This is a genomic window from Sneathiella sp. P13V-1 (genome assembly GCF_015143595.1).
Classification (GTDB): Bacteria; Pseudomonadota; Alphaproteobacteria; order Sneathiellales; family Sneathiellaceae; genus Sneathiella.
Genome location: NZ_WYEU01000003.1, coordinates 378,966 through 399,377, shown reverse-complemented (window position 1 = coordinate 399,377; position 20,412 = coordinate 378,966). Strand labels below are relative to the sequence as shown.

The 20,412-nt window shown below is 48.8% G+C and carries 18 protein-coding genes; 4 read left to right on the top strand and 14 right to left on the bottom strand.

All coding sequences use genetic code 11. From position 1 onward, the window contains the following. The 3 genes from GUA87_RS15035 to GUA87_RS15025 form a co-directional block, all read right to left on the bottom strand. Positions 1-1,908, bottom strand: coding sequence for an ATP-binding protein (locus GUA87_RS15035; protein ID WP_193717414.1), 1,908 nt, complete (start codon positions 1,906-1,908; stop codon positions 1-3). 92 nt (positions 1,909-2,000) lie between these two features. Continuing rightward, the gene (locus GUA87_RS15030; protein ID WP_193717413.1) at positions 2,001-3,032 is read right to left on the bottom strand and encodes a glycosyltransferase; all 1,032 of its coding nucleotides are present in this window, start codon (positions 3,030-3,032) and stop codon (positions 2,001-2,003) included. Between the two features lie 53 nt (positions 3,033-3,085). After that, entirely contained in the window at positions 3,086-4,288 is a 1,203-nt protein-coding gene (locus GUA87_RS15025; RefSeq protein WP_193717412.1) for a urate hydroxylase PuuD, read from the bottom strand. Positions 4,289-4,407: 119 nt separating this feature from the next. Here GUA87_RS15025 and GUA87_RS15020 point away from each other — a divergent pair, with 119 nt between their 5' ends. After that, on the top strand, positions 4,408-5,328 hold the full coding sequence (locus GUA87_RS15020) for a LysR family transcriptional regulator (RefSeq protein WP_193717411.1): 921 nt from the start codon (positions 4,408-4,410) through the stop codon (positions 5,326-5,328). Here GUA87_RS15020 and GUA87_RS15015 read toward each other — a convergent pair. The 11 genes from GUA87_RS15015 to uraH form a co-directional block, all read right to left on the bottom strand. Then, complete coding sequence (locus tag GUA87_RS15015) at positions 5,304-5,741, bottom strand: group III truncated hemoglobin (RefSeq protein ID WP_193717410.1); 438 nt, start codon at positions 5,739-5,741, stop codon at positions 5,304-5,306. The two genes, GUA87_RS15020 and GUA87_RS15015, sit on opposite strands and share 25 nt — an antisense overlap. 13 nt (positions 5,742-5,754) lie before the next feature. Next, positions 5,755-6,870 (bottom strand): cysteine desulfurase family protein, encoded by a 1,116-nt coding sequence (locus GUA87_RS15010; protein WP_193717409.1) that lies wholly within the window; start codon positions 6,868-6,870, stop codon positions 5,755-5,757. Further along, positions 6,867-7,877: an adenosine deaminase gene (locus GUA87_RS15005; protein WP_193717408.1), complete on the bottom strand. Its 1,011-nt coding sequence runs from the start codon at positions 7,875-7,877 to the stop codon at positions 6,867-6,869. The genes GUA87_RS15010 and GUA87_RS15005 overlap by 4 nt, the downstream gene beginning before the upstream one ends. 84 nt (positions 7,878-7,961) lie before the next feature. After that, complete coding sequence (locus GUA87_RS15000; protein WP_193717407.1) at positions 7,962-9,044, bottom strand: BMP family ABC transporter substrate-binding protein; 1,083 nt, start codon at positions 9,042-9,044, stop codon at positions 7,962-7,964. A 40-nt stretch (positions 9,045-9,084) separates the two neighbouring features. Continuing rightward, positions 9,085-10,014, bottom strand: a complete 930-nt coding sequence (locus GUA87_RS14995) for an ABC transporter permease (RefSeq protein WP_193717406.1) — start codon at positions 10,012-10,014, stop codon at positions 9,085-9,087. Further along, a complete protein-coding gene (locus GUA87_RS14990) occupies positions 10,011-11,045 on the bottom strand; it encodes an ABC transporter permease (RefSeq protein WP_193717517.1) in 1,035 nt (344 codons plus the stop codon). The genes GUA87_RS14995 and GUA87_RS14990 overlap by 4 nt, the downstream gene beginning before the upstream one ends. Positions 11,046-11,076: 31 nt before the next feature. After that, positions 11,077-12,633, bottom strand: coding sequence for an ABC transporter ATP-binding protein (locus GUA87_RS14985; protein ID WP_193717405.1), 1,557 nt, complete (start codon positions 12,631-12,633; stop codon positions 11,077-11,079). 30 nt (positions 12,634-12,663) lie between these two features. Further along, positions 12,664-13,689 (bottom strand): xanthine dehydrogenase accessory protein XdhC, encoded by a 1,026-nt coding sequence (gene xdhC, locus GUA87_RS14980; protein WP_193717404.1) that lies wholly within the window; start codon positions 13,687-13,689, stop codon positions 12,664-12,666. Positions 13,690-13,693: 4 nt separating this feature from the next. Next, entirely contained in the window at positions 13,694-16,018 is a 2,325-nt protein-coding gene (xdhB, locus tag GUA87_RS14975; RefSeq protein ID WP_193717403.1) for a xanthine dehydrogenase molybdopterin binding subunit, read from the bottom strand. After that, on the bottom strand, positions 16,011-17,474 hold the full coding sequence (gene xdhA, locus GUA87_RS14970) for a xanthine dehydrogenase small subunit (RefSeq protein WP_193717402.1): 1,464 nt from the start codon (positions 17,472-17,474) through the stop codon (positions 16,011-16,013). The genes xdhB and xdhA overlap by 8 nt, the downstream gene beginning before the upstream one ends. 93 nt (positions 17,475-17,567) lie before the next feature. Continuing rightward, positions 17,568-17,921, bottom strand: coding sequence for a hydroxyisourate hydrolase (gene uraH / locus GUA87_RS14965; protein WP_193717401.1), 354 nt, complete (start codon positions 17,919-17,921; stop codon positions 17,568-17,570). Between the two features lie 297 nt (positions 17,922-18,218). On the opposite strand from uraH, the gene GUA87_RS14960 reads away from it, so the two are divergent. Genes GUA87_RS14960 through uraD form a run of 3 tightly spaced genes read left to right on the top strand, consistent with a single transcriptional unit; the run spans position 18,219 to position 20,392 of the window. After that, entirely contained in the window at positions 18,219-18,959 is a 741-nt protein-coding gene (locus tag GUA87_RS14960) for a GntR family transcriptional regulator (protein ID WP_321575922.1), read from the top strand. A 5-nt stretch (positions 18,960-18,964) separates the two neighbouring features. Beyond that, positions 18,965-19,876, top strand: coding sequence for an allantoinase PuuE (gene puuE, locus GUA87_RS14955; RefSeq protein ID WP_193717400.1), 912 nt, complete (start codon positions 18,965-18,967; stop codon positions 19,874-19,876). A gap of 3 nt (positions 19,877-19,879) precedes the next feature. Continuing rightward, positions 19,880-20,392, top strand: coding sequence for a 2-oxo-4-hydroxy-4-carboxy-5-ureidoimidazoline decarboxylase (uraD, locus tag GUA87_RS14950; RefSeq protein ID WP_193717399.1), 513 nt, complete (start codon positions 19,880-19,882; stop codon positions 20,390-20,392). The last annotated feature ends 20 nt before the right edge of the window (positions 20,393-20,412 follow it).

The window sequence follows — 20,412 nt, the reverse complement described above, 5'->3', positions numbered from 1 at the left end:
TCAACTCTCTTGAAGAGACTTCTGCTTTTGTCCCTCACTTGACTTTTCCAAACTGCACGGAAGGTATAAATCAATTCTCGTACCTTCGCCGATCTGGCTGATTATGTTCATGGCACCTTTCGATTGTCCAATAAAACCATATACCATAGCAAGCCCCATCCCGCTTCCTTTTCCAACATCCTTGGTTGTAAAGAACGGCTCCATCGCTTTGCTGCGGACGTCTTCAGTCATACCTTCGCCTCTGTCAATGACACTGACTTTGATATACTCGCCCTCCTGCAGTTCACTAGTGCCCAGAGTAACTGGTGTGTTTTGATTGTGCGCGCGCGTTCTAATGGTAAGTTCTCCACCACCGGGCATCGCGTCACGGGCATTGATCGAAAGGTTGAGCAGGGCATTTTCAAACTGTGCTGCATCAATATAGCATTTTGAAAGATGATCATCCAAATCCAGTGTAAATACAATTTCACTTGTCAGAATTCGCTCGAGCATGTCAGCAACATTGCTCACATGCTCATTGATAAAGACGTCCCTGGGCTTCAATTCCTGCTTTCTGGAAAAGGCGAGTAACTGTTGTGTTAGTTGGGCTCCTTTTTCACCGGACATGATGGCTTTCTCAAGCATCATTTTTAGTTCGGGTTGATCTTCCAAGCTATCGCTGACGATTTCCAGATTTCCGATGATAACCGCAAGGAGGTTGTTGAAATCATGCGCAACGCCTCCGGTAAGCTGACCCACAGCCTCCATCTTCTGAGCTTGACGAAGTTGCTCAAGTGCGGCAGCGATTTCTTGGTCTTTGTGGATTGCTTCGGTTATATCAATTGCAGTCCCCAAGTATCCTTGAAATTCGTTGTTTGGCCCCAATTTCACGCTGCCATGAAAGGAGAAGTATGCAGGCTCTCCGTCTATATCGAGCTTTATTTGAATTCCCCTGAAATCCTGACGATCCGTTGCGATTTTCTTCAGGGTAGACAAATTATCATCTGCCGAAAACTCTGTAAGAAAATCAAATAGATGCCGGCCTTGGATGCCGAGATCTTTGTTGAGGGACTGAGTTTCTGCTTCAAGAGACAAGAGACTGACTTTGAGACCGGCGTCCGTACTCCAGAAAATATCAGAGCTACTCCGTGCCAACGCTCTAAAAAGATACATGTTATCCCTTATTTCAGATTCTGCAGCTCTCCTGCGTTTGAGGTTGTCTCCGAGAAGTTCAAGGGCGCGATTGAACCCTTCCACTAAAAGCCCGAGTTCGTCATCTTTATGGGCTCCCAGTATTTCAAGTTTGCTGAGGTCCGGCGCGTTCGCATTAATTCTTTCAATCTTTTTGGCAATTGTAGATATGGGTTTCGTAAGTGTTCGATAAAAGACAAAAACCAGCACAAAAGTCAGGAAGATGTTTCTTAAGAAACCCGCCAGAAAAACCACTGTTGCCCGGTCAAGAAATGTAGCAGCGAGAACGTTTGGATCCATTTTTAACTGCATGGAGCCAATAAGTTGATTAGTGGATGTTTCTACTAATTCGATATGGTAGTTTTCTTCCTGAGGAGCGACAAGGCTGGCGAGCGCAGAAATTGCTTCGTTGGATTGATCTCGGGTTCTGGTTGCGAGGGTTTCCTGCGTGTTAAAGCCGAATTTGGCGTAAATAGCCGCAGACTGCACCTGGGGATTTTCCATCATTCCATCCAGAACTTTTTCAGCGAGTTCGCTGCTAAGATTGTAGGCTGCTTCACTTGCAGGGCCACGCATGGTATTCAGGATGTGATTAGCTGTTTTACGATTGTCTTCTTTTTCAGTGGCATAGTCGTAGGCAAGCTGCGCTGCGCTGAAAATAAACCCCACCAGAACGGCAGCAATTGCGGCGGTTTTTGCTTGTTTAAAAGCGATGCTTTTACCGAAGGTTTTCTTCATAAGGTACTTGTTTCACGACTTCAATACGTTCTGAAAGTACCATCTAACATTAATTTGCTTTCATATAAGTTAATTAATTTATTTGGAATTTTTTATAAAATTGAGAGAAAAAAATCCTTCCAGTTTCTAAGTGCCGCGGATTCAGTGAAATCCTGTAAATAGGATGCGTGACCATTTTCAATGATCCGCTGACGAAGAGCCGGTGACTCGATGACAGCAGTCAGGTTTGTCGCCAGTTCCTTCACGTTATCAATTTCACCGATCATACCGGTTTCGCCTTGTTTGATGTAAGCCGCGGGCCCTTGGGCAGCGGTTGCAACCATTGGTGTTTTCGAAGCCCAGGCTTCCAGGATGACGTTCCCAAACCCTTCCTGCCGGGACGGGAAAACCACAATGTCAGCAGTTGCAAGTAATGCTTCTTTATCAGTGCGCCACCCAAGGAAGCGAATACGATTAGTAAGGGATAGATCTTCTGAGAGCTTCTTGAGTTCCTCTTTTAAAGGGCCATCACCTGCTATCCAGAGGTGGGCGTCCGGAACCTTTGCAAGGGCACGAATGGCAGTGTCCAGACCCTTTACCTGATGAAGTCTGCCAAGGCATAAGAGAAGCGGAACATCGTTTGGAGTATCAAATTCGGCGCGGCTGATCGCAGGGGAAGGAGACCAGTTGATAAAATTGGGGATATAATGAACTTTATCTGCGGGCCAGCCCTGCTCGACCATATAATCGCATAGATGCTGAGTTATCCCCACCATATGGTCGCATTTTTGAAAATACTTGAGCTTGTAATATCCCCCCATCCGCGCGACCTTGGGAAAAGGGCCTTTTGGAGTGAGGGAGGCTGCACGGCTCATCCAGCTCAGGAAAATGTCAGGCTGATAATCATCGGCGATTTTTTGAAGCGTTCTTTTTGTGCTAAAATCAAGCATCCCGCCAAATTTGGCGTGGTGAACATCTACGTTGCCCTCTGCTAGCAACCTATCTCGGACCTCGTTAGGGCGTGTCACTACTTTCTGGCTAAGTTGATTGCGTTCAAAGGCGAGAGTGAGATTTACAAAGAAGTTCTCAGCGCCGCCATGCCCCGCCCCGCCTATCGCCTGCATTAATTTTAAATCATTTTCCATATCAGGCTTATAGAACAAGGGCCGCTGGTTGTATAGCGGCCCTTGATTTGATGTTAGTCTTTACCAGCGCCTTGAGCGATCCATTGACCTAGAAGTTTTCTTTCTTCTTCGGTCATCTCGGTAATATTGCCAAGTGGCATGGCATCGGTATCCACAACCTGCTGCCTAATACGTCTTACCTCTCTCAAGATTTCCTCAGCCGTATCCAGTTTCACCCCTTTAGGGGCAGGGCGGAAATCTTCATTGCTGGGATTGGCTGAATGACAACTTACACATCTATCCTGCATGATTTGAAAGACTTGATTGAAGCCAACTTTTGGTCCTGATGTGTCAACTTCCTTGTTTGGACTTGCCATATAGGCGATGACGAAGAACAGGACAAAAGAGATGGGGAGAAGCACAAACCCTTGTTTCGCACGGCCTTGGTTTTTCATATTGAAGAAGTGACGGACCAGAATGCCGACAAGGGCAAGGCCCGCTAATACCAGCCATCCGTACTCATGACCAAAGGTGCCAGGATAGTGGTTGCTGATCATGATAAACAGAACAGGAAGAGTGAAGTAGTTATTATGCAAAGAGCGCTGCTTGGCCTTAATGCCCGGTGCCGGATCTGGCTGCTCCCCTTTTTCAACAGCGGACACCAAAGCACGTTGGCCCGGCATAATAATCATCAACACATTGGCGGCCATAATCGTGCCAATAATGGCACCGACATGAATATAGGCGCCTCGTCCGCTGAAGACGTGAGACAATCCCCATGCCGCCAAAGTCAGCAACACGAACAGAACAAGGCCAAATACCCCTTGGTGCTTGATCAATGGGGTTCTGCAGAGGAGGTCATAGACCACCCAGCCACCAACAAGCGAGCCAATGCCGATCAGGATTGCAGTATCCGTTGAAATATCTGCAACGGATTTATCGATCAGGTAAATTTCCGCCCCAAAATAATAGAGAACGGCAAGCAGCGCAAAGCCGCTGATCCAGGTGAAATAGGCCTCGTATTTGAACCAATGCAGATGATCGGGGAAAGCGGGAGGGGCAACGCGATATTTTTGAACTTCATAAAAACCGCCACCATGGATGGCCCAAAGTTCACCACCCACACCGTCTTTATCTTTCTGACCACCTTGTTTCGGTGGCACCAGATTCATATCCAGCCAAATAAAGTAAAAAGACGCACCAATCCATGCGATGCCTGTAATGATATGGATCCAACGTATTCCCAGCTGAAGCCATTCCATAAAATCAAAGCCCATCTTCCCCGCTCCTTAACCTCTCACTCTCCCAAAATTGGAATTTCGCAGTTTACGGGATTTTATTCTTGTGAAAAAGATATATAAAAAGAACACACTTTCAAAAATATTTTGATAATAAAATGGCAAGTTTCAAAGATATGACAGCTTTTGTAGCTGTTGTTGAACATAACGGGTTTTCAAAAGCGGGCAGGGAACTGCGACTTACCACAGCTGTTGTGAGCGCCCGAGTTGCAAATTTGGAAAAGCATCTGGGTGTGCGCCTTCTTAATCGCACCACGCGTCAAGTTACGCCAACAGATGAAGCACTTCAGTATTATGAGGAGTGCAAAAGCATTCTTCGTCAGGTGGAGGCGGCGGAAACGCACCTATCGTCCCGGAGATTAAATCCTTCTGGTTCTGTCAAGATTACGGCTCCAACCGTGTTGGGGCGCCGTCATGTTGCGCCAATCTTGCCCGCACTTCAGGCGCTATATCCAGAATTGGAAATACGCTTGTCGCTGACAGATGAGATTGTAGATATCGTCGGCGAAGGTGTTGATATCGCCGTTCGGATCGCCCCGCTCAAAGATAGCTCGTTAAAATCCATTCATCTAGCCAACTGCCCAAGGATTTTATGTGCGTCTCCTGAATATCTAAAACAATATGGCACGCCTCAGAAATCGGAAGATTTGCTTGAGCATAGTTGCTTGCTCTTGCGCTTTCCTGGCTCAACTCAATTCCAATGGATCTTTGAAGGTGAAGAAAAGGTCCAAAAGTTTAGTGTCAAAGGCAGTCTGGATAGCAATAATGGAGACGTGCTTAGGCAATGGGCGCTGGAGGGACAGGGAATTGCCCTAAAGTCAGTCTGGGAGATTCAGAGCGAGCTGAGATCAGGAAAACTTGTCCATGTGTTGCCAGAGTTACATCCAAAGAATGTGGCCATCTCAGCACTCTATCCACAAGGTCATATTACGCCGCCGAAGGTTCGAGTGACACTGGATCATCTGAAAAAACATTTTCAGAATGATCCGATTTTTCAGGAAGCTTCCGGTGGAATATGATGCGGGCTGGCGGGATTGTAGAACATGCCAAGGGAGAGGCTTTGGGCGATATTTGATGCCTTGCCATAGATGAACTCTACATCCTCAGGGACGAACAATTCATCCAATGTTTCTTTGAAGAGGGTCAGCCATTGCCCGAAGTTCGGGGGGACGACCTTTTCTTTCAAAGTAATATGGGCTGCCATTGGATTGCCCGAGTAAGTACCGCTGCTATTTAGCACAGAGGACCAGAAGCTATACATCTTAGGCAAATGATGGTCCCATTTGTCCCCAATGGTGTTATTGAAAATGGGGCCAAGTTCGGAATGCGCCCGCACCTTCTCATAGAACCGATCTACCATGGTGACAATTTGGTCATTGGGAATTCTGATCGGGCGGATCAAACGCCCGGTTTCTGGGTCACGGGGATACATTACTTTCCATCCATCACTTCAATAAGCTGGCAATCATATTAGCAGCGTAATGGGCGTCCTGCCTTGTGACATAACGCCCCATGCCGATGCGGAGTGTCTCTGCGGCGATGATTGCATCGTAGCCGAGAGCGTTAAGAACGTGAGAGGGGCGTCCCTGTTCACGTTCACACGCGGCGCCTGTAGATATGGTAAGCTCCGGCAGGCGATCCAATATCTCTTCTGCTTGAACGCCATCCATATGAATGCTGATTAAGGAGGGGTTCCCGGAGTTGGGACTACCGGAATGTAGTGCGAAGCGATTTGTTGTCTTACTCAAAATTGTGACAAACTCTTCTTTCAACATATTGAGATGGGCTTTGTCGGACAGCGCGTTTTCTTTTGCGAGCTCACAAGCCTTTGCAAACCCCAATATCAGAAACAAAGGCATTGTTCCCGGGCGCAATCCATATTGTTGTTCCCCGCCGAACATCAAAGGACGAAGATTTACATTTCGTCTTACAAACAGCGCGCCAATACCTTGTGGGCCATAGATCTTCTGTGAAGACAAGCTGACCATATCAACAGGAAATTGACTGACGTCTAAATGCTGGCCAATTATGGATTGGGAGGCATCCACGTGAAAAAGGGAACCTGCTTTTTTGGTCATCTGGGCGATGTGTTCAATCGGTTGCCTGATGGGAAGTTCGTTATTAGCCCCTTGAATGGATATGAGAGCCACATTCGGTTGCTTCAACTTTGTTGCCAATGCGTCTAGGTCGACCGTGCCGTTTGAGTTCAATCTCAGGAATTCAATATTGAAACCGGATTTCTCTAGCTGCCTTATAGGGGCAAGGACTGAACTGTGCTCAATAGCTGTGGTCAGGATTGTTTTTGGCGTTTGTCCGGAGCAGCTACCCAAGATCGCCAGGTTATTTGCTTCTGTCGCCCCTGAGGTGAAAATAATCTCGTCGGATTTGGCGCCGATCAGATCCGCAACTGAGCTTTGCGCCTGGGTAATCAGGCGCTTTGATTTAGGGGGCGCATGAGGTTTGTTCAGACAGTCCGCCATAACCTGTTGCACTTGAGGTGCAACAGGGGTTGTGGACATGTGATCCAGAAACAGGGGATTGTCAGCGGAATACTGCGTCATTGACTCACATATGAGTTGAGCTGTTTGCGCATCTCAGTTTTACGAGCCTCACTACAGAAGCTGGCGTTAATTCCGTTTTCGGCGAGAGTTTCAAGTTCTTCTCGGCTAAGGTCAAGGGCCTCATAAACGGCCAAATAATTTTCAGTCATATAGCCCCCAAAATAGGCCGGATCATCTGAATTAATGGTCGCGTTCAGGTTCTTGTCCAGCATGGTTTTGAGTGGGTGTTTGGTCATATCCGTCACCCCCGCCAGCTTATAATTGGAAAGCGGACATACCGTCAGGGCAATGCCCATATCTGCGAGGCGCTTGGTCAGCACCTCATTCTCCAGACTGCGATTGCCATGATCCAGTCGATCAATCTTCAAGAGATCCAGGGCTTCTGTCACATATTCAGGTGGGCCTTCTTCACCTGCGTGAGCAACCAGTTTCAAGCCTTCTGCTTTTGCTTTGGCGAAGACACGCTGGAATTTTGAAGGGGGGTGTCCAAGTTCGCTGGAGTCGAGGCCAACACCCAAAATCCGGTCTTTAAAGGGGAGGGCCTCTTCAAGAGTTTTAAGAGCGTCCTCTTCACTTAGGTGCCGCAGAAAGCACATGATGACTTCACTGCTAATGCCATAGTTTTTGCAGCCATCATCAAGCGCGCGGGTTATGCCGTTAATGACTGTTTCAAAAGCAACGCCACGCTCGGTATGCCCTTGCGGGTCGAAGAAAATCTCGGTGTGTATGACATTCTGGCTGTGTATTTTTTTAAGATACGCATCTGTCAAATCGTAGAAATCCTGCTCGGTTTGCAGAACGCCCATGCCTTGATAGTAGATATCCAGAAAATCCTGTAACTCAGTAAACTCGTAGGCGGCGCGAACTTCTTCAACGGATTTGAAGGGAAGATCAATATTGTTGCGTTTGGCCAGATCAAACATGAGTTCAGGCTCAAGGCTGCCTTCAATGTGAAGATGCAGTTCAACTTTTGGTAAGCCTTCAATAAATGCTGTGAGATCAGTCATGTGCATTCCTCCCTTTACTTAAAATAAAACCCCTGCCGAAGGGTTCAAGTCCGGCAGGGGTTCTGTTTTCAGATGACGATTGAATTAGTTCTTAGGCAGTTTGCCTTGAACGCCTTCAACATACCAGTCCATGCCAAGAAGGACGCCGTCATCCAGTTCTTCACCGGCTTTCACTGCGGAAGATCCGTCTTGTTTGTTAAATGGACCTGCAAATGGCTTGATAGAACCATCCATAATGCCTTTGCGTGTTTCTTCAGCAAGGGCAACAACATCAGCTGGGATTGCTTTGTTGTATGGTGCGATTTCAACCATTTTGCCTTTCAGGCCGATCCAAACGTCCTGAGACTCCCATGTGCCGTCGAGGGCCGCTTTTGCGCGCTCTACATAGTATTTGTCCCAGTTGTCGATAATGGCTGTAAGTTGGGCTTTTGGCGCAAATTTGTTCATGTCAGATGCCTGACCAACTGCCCATACACCGCGGGATTCAGCAACCTGCAGAGGAGCTGGGCTGTCTGTGTGCTGCAGAATAATGTCAGCGCCTTGGTCGATCAGGGCTTTAGCGGCATCGCCTTCTTTACCTGGATCATACCAAGTGTTCACCCAAGCTACTTTGATCTGAACGTCAGGGTTTACACTGCGTGCAGCAAGTGCTGTTGCGTTGATGCCGCGAACAACTTCTGGAATTGGGAAGGAGCCAACGTAACCGATGACGTTGGATTTAGTCATTTTACCGGCAATTTTACCGATCACATAACGACCTTCGTAGAAACGTGCAGAATATGTGCTGACGTTTTTCGCCTGTTTGTAGCCTGTTGCATGCTCAAATTTGACGTTAGGGAAGGCTTTGGCGACTTTAACAGTTGGGTTCATGAAGCCAAAAGAAGTTGTGAAAATCAGCTTGTGACCATCAGCCGCCATTTTGCGGATCACACGTTCACTGTCTGGGCCTTCTTTGACGCTTTCAACAAATGTTGTTTTTACTTTATCGCCAAGCTCTTTCTCGATGGCCAAGCGACCAATGTCATGGCGGTAAGTCCAGCCATGGTCACCAATTGGACCAACATAGACAAAGCCGATTTTGTCTTGAGCTGCTGCACCGCCACTTGCAAGCATGCCACCTGCAACGAGGGCTGCGCCAAGCAGGCCTGCAAATTTTGAAACTTTCATGTTTTTCTCCTCTGTCGAAAAAACTTTGATAAAGCAAATATTATGCCGCTGGATGGAATATCTTTCCGATACAGGCAGGCGCGTGTTTGCGAATTCGAGATTCGTCTTTTGAAATCAGTACTAGCACAATTACAGTCGCCAGATAAGGGAGCATGGATAAAACCTGTGAAGGTAGATCCAGACCCGCCGCCTGAGCATGTAATTGAAGAATGGTAATGCCGCCGAACATATAAGCGCCTATCAAAACAAGACCTGGCTTCCAGGTGGCAAAAACAATAAGAGCAAGGGCAATCCAGCCGCGGCCCGCGGTCATGTTTTCTGCCCACATTGGTGTGTAGGCGAGCGACAGGTATGCCCCGCCAATGCCAGACATAGCGCCGCCAAACAAAACAGCCAGATACCGAATGCCAATAACCGAATATCCAATGGAATGGGCCGCATCGTGGGAGTCACCTACGGCACGCAGGATCAGTCCCCCTTTGGTTTTGTATAGGAACCAGCTTACCAGGGCGACCATGATAAAGGACAGGTACACCAAAGGATCCTGTCCAAACAAGATAGGGCCCACAAACGGTAAATCAGTCAGACCTGAGATGTTGAGCTTCTCAAGCGCTTTGACCGGCTCTCCCACAAACCCCTGACCGGCAAGGGCACTGAGGCCAACACCAAATAAAGTCAGGGCAAGGCCTGTGGCCACCTGATTTGCCATCAGGGACAAGGTGAGAATACCAAAAACAAAGGCGAGGGCCGCTCCAGCAAGCGCCGCCGCCGCAATGGCAAGAAGATAACTGCCGGTAACGGTAGCGGTCGCAAATGCCGCTACGGCACCCACCAGCATCATGCCTTCAACGCCAAGGTTTAGGACGCCAGATTTCTCTGTTACCAATTCACCGATGGCCGCAAAGACAAGCGGTGTTGCAGCGGTGATAATCGTCAGGATAACGGGGACGACCCATTCAAAACCACTCATGACGCTGCCTTTCCATATGACTTGAAGCGGAACCGATAATTTACAAGAACATCACAGGCAAGCAGGAAGAACAGGACCATGCCTTGAAAAACACCTGTGACAGCAACGGGCAGGCCCAGATTGATCTGTGCTGTTTCGCCGCCAAGATAGGTAAGAGCCATCAACAGACCCGCGAAGACAATCCCGACAGGATGCAAACGACCCAGAAAAGCAACAATGATAGCGGTAAAGCCATAGCCCGGTGAAATGGATGGGAGAAGTTGCCCAATGGGGCCAGAGACTTCTGATACGCCAGCAACACCGGCAAGGCCGCCCCCCACCAGAAGGCTGAACCAGACGATTTTCTTTTGGCTAAATCCAGCGTAAGAGCCTGCAAGAGGCGCAGCGCCGATAACCTTGACTTGAAAACCCACCAGAGTTTTTGCCAGCATTAACCACGCACCGAGAACGGCAACAAGCGCAAGGACTGTTCCGAAATGAAGGCGTGTCCCTTCCCATAGAACGGGCATTGTCGCCGCTTCACTGAAAATACGGGATTCCGGGAAGTTAAATCCGTCCGGGTCCCTCCAAGGTCCGTGGACTAAGAGGCTGAGAACCAGAACCGCGACATACACCAGCATCAAACTGGTAAGAATTTCGTTGGCGTTAAACCGTGTTTTGAAAAAAGCGGGGATGGCAGCCCACAAAGCGCCGCCGACAGCCCCCATTATGATCATGGCAGGCAGAAGGAGGAAGCTGTCTACATCATAGAGGTAGATAAAAACACCACCGCCAAAGATAGCCCCCATGGTGAGTTGCCCCTCAGCGCCGATATTCCACACATTGGCGCGAAAACCAATGGAAAGGCCAATGGCACATAAAATAAGTGGCGTTGCCTTCACAAGCAGTTCTGTAATTCCGTAGGTGTCCCCTACTGGAAGAATGAAAAAGTTGTTCAGCGCTTCCAGTGGGCTGACGCCCAATGCGCTAAAGAGAACGGTGCTGGACGCAATCGTCAAAAGCAGGGCGTAAACCGGGGTCATATAGACCATTGATTTCGACGGTTCGGGTCTTTTTTCAATTTTAAGCAACTGTTGCGCCCTCCTGTGCCGATGCGTCGGTTGACGTTGTTCCGCCCATGAGAAGGCCTATTTCTTCAATGGTAATTTCATCAATATCGCGACTTGCAGAAAGACGCCCTTCCGCAATGACGGCGATGCGATTGCTGATGGCAAATAGCTCATCCAGATCCTGACTGACCACAAGAACCGCGGCCCCGTTATCTGCAAGATCAATGATGGCCTGATGAATGGCAGCCGCAGCGCCTGCATCAACACCCCACGTCGGATGAGCAATGATGATAAGTTCAGGATCCTGCATCATTTCACGGCCAACGATAAATTTTTGCAGGTTACCTCCTGAGAGGCTTCCTGCGGTGTGATCGACACCAGCCGTGCGCACATCAAATGCTTTTACAATATCTTCGGCAAATCTTGTGGTCTTTGGTGTGTTAATCAAACCGCTGGAGAGAAGCCCTTTGGTGCGATATGCGCTCAAAAAAGCGTTGTCTACCAATGACATATCAGGAACAGAGCCATGCCCTAAGCGATCTTCTGGAACGAAAGAGATTTTTTTGTTGCGGCGGTCCACCGGTCCCAAATGGCCAATTGCCTGACCATCCAGTAACAGTTCATCCCCGTTGGGGAGCGTGCGTTCGCCGCTCAAAGCCTGCAGAAGTTCCACTTGGCCGTTACCCGCAACACCGGCGATCCCCAGGATTTCGCCGCGGCGCAATTCAAAATTAATCAGGTTCAGATCGACGCCGAACTGATCATCCGTGTCCAATGACATGTTATGGGCTTTGAGTTTAATTGCGCCGCGTTTGTCATTGTCCGTATGACGCGGTGGTGTCAGGTTGGTGCCGATCATCATCTCGGCCAGGCTTTTCGCGGTTTCCTGTGTTGGATCACATTCCGCAATATATCGGCCACCCCGAAGGATTGTCGCCTTATGGCAGAGCGCTTTGATCTCATCCAGTTTGTGACTGATGTAGAGAATAGACACACCTTCTTCTGCAAGCCTACGGAGAGTTTTGAACATGGTTTCCGCTTCTTGCGGTGTCAGAACCGATGTGGGTTCATCCATGATCAGAAGTTTGGGATCCTGCAAAAGGCAGCGAACGATTTCAATACGCTGTTTTTCACCCACCGACAGAGTGTGTACATGGCGGTCTGGTTGCAGGGGCAATCCATATTTTTCGGACACTTCGACAATTCGTTTTGCCAGTGCCGCCATATTTTGTCTGCCAGGCATACCAAGGGCAATATTCTCTGTGACCGTCATGGCTTCGAACAGGGAAAAATGCTGGAAAATCATGCCGATCCCGAGTTTGCGGGCAGCTTGCGGGCTGGCAATTTCCATCTGTTTGCCTTCCCAGGCAATTGTCCCGCTATCGGCTTTAAGGACACCGTAAATGATTTTTACAAGCGTACTTTTACCGGCGCCATTTTCCCCAAGCAAAGCATGAATTTCACCCGGTAGAATATTCAGATGAATATCATCATTTGCCAGAACGCCGGGATATGCTTTTGTGATCCCCGCCAGTGACAATCTGGGCGTCACTCCCCCAACATTATCCATCGAGACCCTCTCCCAATCCAAACACCATTACTATCCCTGTTTTGATGCTGTTATAGCACCGGCTTTTTGTTTTCCTACCTCTTTATCCGCTTGCAGAGATAGGCTTTTTTCGACCTGATTGTCTGTCATGTTGTCATTGTTTGCGACATGATTTCTTTCAGATATGCGAATAAGTATGTCTGCAGCTACGGAAATCGCGATTTCTGTTGGATGTTTCCCCTTCAGTGCAGGTTGTCCGATAGGACTGGTAATCCTGTTGATCTCGTTTTCGGAAACCCCCTCGCGCAGCAATCTTTTTCTGAATCGCGCCCATTTGGTTTTTGATCCGATCAGCCCTGCATACTGAAAAGTACTTTTTTCCAGTAGATTGCGAACAATGTCGTAATCCTGCCGATGACTATGTGTCATGATCAGGTGCAATGCACCTTGCTCAATGTCAGTAGCAACGGCTGCTGGATCCCGGCAGATTATTTTCTCAACATTATCGGCTGTTTCAGCAGGAAATTCTTCTGATCGGGTATCAACCCAAATGATTTTACAAGGAAGCGGAGCAAGAATGTTGACGATCGCCTTACCCACATGTCCGGCTCCATAAAGGGCAAGGGTAAAGTCGTATCGACGGTAATCTTGCTCGAGGGAGTTCTGAGTTTGTTTTGTATCCAACTCTGATAATTCCTGCTCAGATAAAAACTGAATGCTCAGATCCTCATTTTGCCAGGTTAGGACCACTTTTTCTGACGGAATAATTGCTTGTGATGAAATGGTGTAAATGGCCAGTTCCACATACCCACCGCAACATTGTGCCAGTTCTGGACCTAAGGGGAGAGACAGTTTCTCTGAATGGGCGGTGCCGCTTTTCAGTAACTCTCTGCACCGTTCGATGGCCAATTGCTCCAACCGGCCGCCCCCAATAGTACCTGCCAATTGGGTGGCACTAACCAGCATATGGGTCCCGGCTTCCCGAGGCGTAGACCCGTCGGCACGTAAAACAGTTACTAAGAGAGCGGGGCAATCCCACTCTTCCAGCTTTGTTTTTATGTCGTGCCAATCATTCACGTGTTTATTCTTTCCCGTTGAGATCTGAAATGGCCCGCAAGATATTTTCTGGCGTCGCAGGGGCGTTCAAATCGGGGTAAGTCTCATAATCTGACACGCTGCTGACGGCATCCGCAATGGCATTAAACGCCGAAATTGCCAACATAAAGGGGGGTTCCCCCACCGCTTTGGATTTGTGGATGCTGTCTTCTACATTTTCGCCTTTTTCATAAAGGGACATATTGAAGATAGCCGGGCGGTCACTGCATGTCGGGATCTTGTAGGTGGATGGCGCATGGGTGCGGAGGTTACCGCTGTCATCAAATACAAGCTCTTCTGTGGTCAGCCATCCCATGCCTTGAATATAGCCGCCTTCAATCTGCCCAAGGTCAATGGCCGGGTTTAGGCTTTTGCCTGTGTCGTGGAGGATATCCACGCGGGTAATTTTACTTTCGCCTGTCAGCGTATCAATGAGGGCTTCTGAAACCGCGGCACCGTAAGCGAAGTAGTAGAAGGGCCGCCCTGAATAGTTTTCAGCATCATAGTGGATTTTGGGCGTTTTGTAGAAGCCAGTGGCGGATAAGGAAATTCGGTTGAGATAAGCCAGACGCACAAATTCCGCGAAACTCATTTCTTGCTCGCCAATTTTGACCCGGTTCGGCAGGAATGAAATATCTTCACGCGCCACCTCAAAATGAGACATGGCAAATTTGATCAGACGTTCTTTGATTTTGAGTGCCGCCGCTTCTGCGGCTTTACCGTTCATATCTGATCCGGAAGAGGCTGCAGTTGCAGATGTATTTGGCACTTTATCCGTAGAGGTCGATGTGATTTTAACCCGCTCAATATCAATTTGCAGAGTTTCCGCCACAACCTGCGCCACTTTGATAAACAGGCCTTGCCCCATCTCGGTGCCGCCATGGTTCAACATGACACTGCCATCGGTATACACATGGAGCAGGGCACCCGCCTGATTAAGGAAAGTAGTTGTAAAGGAGATCCCAAACTTCACAGGGGTGAGGGAAATACCTTTTTTAAGATACGGGTTTGCTGCATTGAAGGCACGGATATCGGCACGGCGTTTTTGGTAGTCGGACGATGCTTCCAATTCCGCCATTAATTCCGGGGCAATATTGTCTTCCACCGTCATATGGTACGGCGTGACATTGCGGTCTTCCTTGCCATAAAGATTGGCTTTTCGAACCTCTAGTGGATCCTTGCCAAGCTTATGGGCGATTTTATCCATAAGACGTTCTGCGGCCACCATCCCTTGCGGTCCGCCAAAACCTCGAAAGGCTGTGTTGGAAACCGTATGGGTTTTGCAGCGGTGGGAGATGACACGGATATTTTCCATGAAGTAGGCGTTATCCGCGTGGAAAATGGTGCGATCGTTAATCGCTGCAGACAAATCCGCGCTACGACCACAACGGGACGCAAATGTATATTCAACACCGCTGAGTCGTCCGTCATCGTCAAAGCCCGCGCGGTAATCCACAACGAAATCATGGCGCTTGCCCGTCATAACCATATCGTCATCACGATCGAGACGCAGTTTGGCGGGACGTCCTGTTTGCGTTGCCGCCAGCGCTGTCATTGCAGCAAACCACGCCCCTTGCGTTTCCTTGCCACCAAAACCACCGCCCATGCGGCGAACTTCGACGGTGACCGAATGGTCTGGCACATCGAGGAATTTGGCAACGTTATGTTGAACTTCTGTTGGGTGCTGGGTAGAGCTGTAGACGTGAACATCCCCATCTTCGCGAGGGGTGGCAAGAGCCACATGACCTTCCAGATAGAAATGATCCTGACCGCCAATTTCCATACGCCCCTTGATCTGATGGGCTGCGCTTTTAATGGCGGTGTCTAGGTCTCCGCGCTCCAACGTGCGGCTGGGCATCACGAAAGATTTCGCTGCCATCGCGTCATCAACTGTTATGAGCGCTGGTAAGGTGTCGTACTCAATAACGGCAAAGGAGGCCGCTTTTCGTGCGGCTTCCAGGCTTTCTGCGGCAACTGCAAAGAGTGGCTGTCCCACATATTCAACAAGACCTTCCGCAAAAACAGGATCATCACCCGCAACAGGGGAGGCGTCATTGATACCCGGCACATCCTCAGCAGCATAAACAGCGACGACATCCGAGGCAGCTTTAACAGCAGATAGATCCATTTTTGTGATGCGGGCATGGGCTTCGGTGCTTTGCGCCACATACATATGCAGTAGATCTTTGGCCTCTGGCAGATCATCAATATACTGCGCGCCGCCCATCACCTGTTTCATGGCGCTGTCGTGAGTGTGGTTTTTGTGAACTTTACCGCGGATTTCTGTTCTGCTTGGGATCGGATTACGCATTGGCAGCTTCCTCCCCAAGGATGCGGGTTTTGGCTTTGGCATCTGTGCTTTCAATGAAGAATTTCATCAGAAGGTTTTGTGCCACCTGCATTCGGTAATCATCGCTTGCCCGCATGTCGGTTAGGGGCGTGTAATCGTTCGCCATCTCGGCCATTGCTTCCCCAACAGTTTGCAATGTCCATTCCTGACCAATGAGTGTTTTTTCGGCGCCGCCAGCCCGCGCTGGCGTCCCCGCCATGCCGCCATAGCAAATGCGTGCATTTTGGACGGTGCCATCTTCGATAATGACACTGAAAGCCGCGCAAACAGCGGAAATATCCTGATCAAACCGTTTTGAGATTTTGTATGTGGCGAAAGACTGGTCCGCTTCTTTCGAAGGCAGGATGATGCGTTTTACATATTCGTCGGGGCGGCGGTCCTGCTTTCCATATTCAATGAAGAAATCCTCAAGGGGCAGGCTTCGCTCCCCTTCCCTTGATCCCAGTACCAATGTTGCACCAAGGGCAATGAGTGCGGGCGGCATATCCCCGATGGGGGAGCCATTTGCGATGTTGCCACCAATGGTACCTGAATTTCTGATCTGGGTGGACGCAATGCGGCGCACCAATTCCCCAAGGTCTGCATCATATTCTGTGAGCGTGCTGTGTGCATCGCTGTAGGTGACACCTGCGCCGATGGTTAGGCTGTCATCAGAGACGCTAAGTTCCTGCAGGCTTTCAATCTTGCCAAGGTAAATGATGATTGGCAGGTCACGATGTTGTTTGGTGACCCAAAGCCCGACATCTGTCGCGCCCGCAAGGATGGTTGCAGTTGGGTGTTGGGAGAGAAGATCTTCCAGTTCCGCCTCGGTGGTTGGCGCGTAGAATTTATATCCTTCAGTATCCACCGCGAGCATATCTTCAGCGACCAGACTTTTAAGAAGATCAACTGTTTGGTCTTCTCTGGCGTCGAGAATATCTGCTTCCTCATTGGCGGCCGCTTTTTGGGCTGCGTCCAGAATGGTGCCGTAACCTGTGCAGCGGCAGAGGTTGCCCGCCAAAACATCGTTGAGGCCAGAAACGTCCGCACGGTTGGCGCCGTGACGTTCTGCAACAAGCGACATGACAAATCCTGGTGTGCAGAAACCGCACTGCGTTGCGTTCGCCTCCACCATGGCGGATTGAACCGGATGCGGTTTGGAAGGATCGTTTGCGATATCTTCAACGGTGACAATCTCTTTGCCATCTAGCATCGGTAAGAACTGAATGCAGGAATTGACCGCGCTGTAGAGAATTTCATCCCCGACAAGTTCACCAACCAGAACGGTACAGGCACCACAGTCACCTTCCGCGCATCCTTCTTTGGTGCCGGTGTCTCCCGCATCATATCTCAAGTAATTCAGCAGGGTGTGGGTTGGATCAACATTCTCCAACTCCTGAATTTTCCCGTTTCTGACAAACTTGATGGTGTCTCGCATTCTTTCGCCGCCAACAAATATCTATATTAGATATATAAAACATAAAATAACAAAATCGCCCCGCTTTATTTTCGAAGCGACAGATTTACAGGATCAACTTCCCCGGTAGGTGGAATAGCTGAACGGGGATACCAAGAGAGGGACGTGGTAATGCTCTGACGCATCAGGAATGCCAAACCGCAATACAATCTCATCCAGGAATTTCGGCTCAGGTAAGTCAACGCCCTGATCATCAAAATACTGGCCTGCGTGAAATACAAGTTCGTACTGACCTGTTTTCAGATCATCACCTTCCAGAAGCGGTCCGTCGCATCTTCCATCATCGTTAGAGCGAACCTCTTTCAAGAGTTCCCAGCTTTCATTTTGCAAAACATACAATTGGATCAGAATGTTCTTTCCGGGCTTCCCATCCCGCGTATCCAAAATATGAGTTGTCAATTTTCCCATTGGAAATACTCCCCTTCTGGCGGTCGTTTGTTGTTGAAAAGATAACTGACCACCTGCTCAGCTTTTGAGGATGCTACAGTTGCGTCATATTGTCCACATTTTTTATATATATTGTATAAAGTCATGAGCGAATGCTCTTCTCAAATTCAGCGGGCTTTGGGCATTTCGGCAATTTTGTGGCTAAAATTTCCTCATTTGCCTTATGTTTACGCAAAAAATAGGGCTATCATTTTCCATCAAGTTGTATACAATAATTGAAAATATTGTTTTCTAATTTTGAAAGCGGATTGAATTCCCGTGAAAGACAGCAGCGCGGAAAAAAAGAAATCGGGACAACTGGATAGTGATATCTATCAGGAGATGTTTGGCGCCATTTTGGAGCAACGTCTGGTGCCGGGGACGAAGTTGTCTGAAGATGCTTTGTGTGAGATTTTCAACGTAAGTCGCACCACCATCCGAAAAGTGCTGCAACGATTAGCTCATGAAAAGGTTGTTGAAATCCAGCCGAACCGAGGGGCGTTTGTTGCAGAACCCACTCCCGAAGAGGCTATGGATGTTCTGGAGGCCCGCCGAGTTATTGAGGCGAGTGTCATGAAGTCCGCCGCGCAGAAAGCGACCCCTGCTGATATTAAACGCCTAAAAAACATGATCGGGCGCGAAGAAAAAGCCATCGAAAAGGGAGAGCATAGTAAGTGGGTTGCCTTGTCAGGTGAGTTCCACCTTGAACTTGCCCGAATTGCAAACAATCACACATTGGAAGAATTTCTGCGGGAACTTGTCTCGCGCACTTCTTTGATCCATGTGCAATATCAGTCAAATAAAATTGCGGCGCAGAGCTGCTCCTGTGATGAACATCAGGATATCTTAAAAGCGATGGAAGCAAAGGATGTGGATCTGGCTGTAGATCTCATGGGGATGCATTTGCAGGCCATTGAACAATCATTGCACCTTTCTGAAGAGAAGGGGGATGAGGATCTGTATCGGATTTTTTCTAGGGATACCGGAAGTGGTGCCTCGCGCACGTCGGGAGAGGGTTGATAAGTATGGATAACAGTTATCCACGGGATATGATCGGTTATGGGGCGAACACGCCTGATCCCAAATGGCCAAATAAAGCAAAGATCGCCGTACAATTCGTGCTCAATTACGAAGAAGGTGGTGAAAATTGCATTCTTCATGGAGATGACGCATCAGAAGCTTTTCTGTCTGAAATCATCGGCGCGGACATGTTACAAGGCGTTCGCCATATCAGCATGGAATCCATATATGAATATGGAAGCCGCGCGGGTGTTTGGCGGCTCTTACGACTTTTCAAGAAATACGATATTCCGCTCACCATCTTTGGGGTCGCCATGGCGATGGAGCGGAATCCAGAAGTTGTGGATGCCTTTATGGAAGCAGGTCACGAGATCTGTAGTCACGGTTATCGTTGGATCAACTATCAATATGTTCCCGAAGAAGTGGAGCGGGAGCATATGCAAAAAGCTATCGAGATCATCAAACGCATGACGGGGGAGCGTCCATTGGGCTGGTACACTGGTAGAACCAGTCCAAACACTCGCAGACTGGTAATGGAGGAAGGGGGGTTCCTCTATGATGCGGACAGTTACGATGATGATTTGCCATATTGGTACAAAGAAAATGGCAAAAGCCAGCTTGTGGTGCCTTACACGCTGGACGTAAACGACATGCGTTTCGCGGCTTTGCAAGGCTTCAATAGTGGCGATCAGTATTTTGCCTATCTGAAAGACACGTTTGACACCTTGTATGAAGAAGGGGAAGACGCGCCAAAAATGATGTCCGTTGGCCTGCATTGTCGTCTTGTAGGCCGCCCCGGCCGTATCGCAGCTTTAAAACGTTTTCTGGAATATGCGTCCTCTCATTCAGGTGTCTGGTTCGCGCGGCGCATCGATATTGCCCGTCACTGGCATGAACATCACCCATTGGAAGATTGATAAATGGCTGAATTGAAAAATAAACCCAACACTCTTAGCCGCGACGATTTTGTTTCTCTTTTCGGCGGGGTGTATGAACATTCCCCATGGGTGGCCGAACAGGTTTTTGATGCAGGCCTTGATGAGAGCTTTAACGATGCAGATGTTTTGGCAGCTGCAATGGCCAAGGTTGTCGCACTGCAAGACGAGCAGACGAAGCTGGATTTGATAAATGCCCACCCTGACCTTGCCGGCAAAGCAGCGGTACGCGGTGAGCTTACCGCGTCATCTACGTCGGAGCAGGCGCGGGCGGGACTTAATGAATGCTCTCACGAAGAGTTTGAGAAATTTCAGACTTACAACGCAGCCTATAAAGACAAGTTTGGTTTTCCGTTCATCAAAGCCGTTCGAAACAGCAATCGTTTTGAAATCTTGAAAGGTTTTGAAAACCGTCTGGAGAATGATCAGGCGACCGAATTTGAAACCGCTTTAGCAGAAATTGACAAGATCGCGGCATTTCGCCTGCAAGATCTTTAAGAACGCCCCTATTGGAGAGA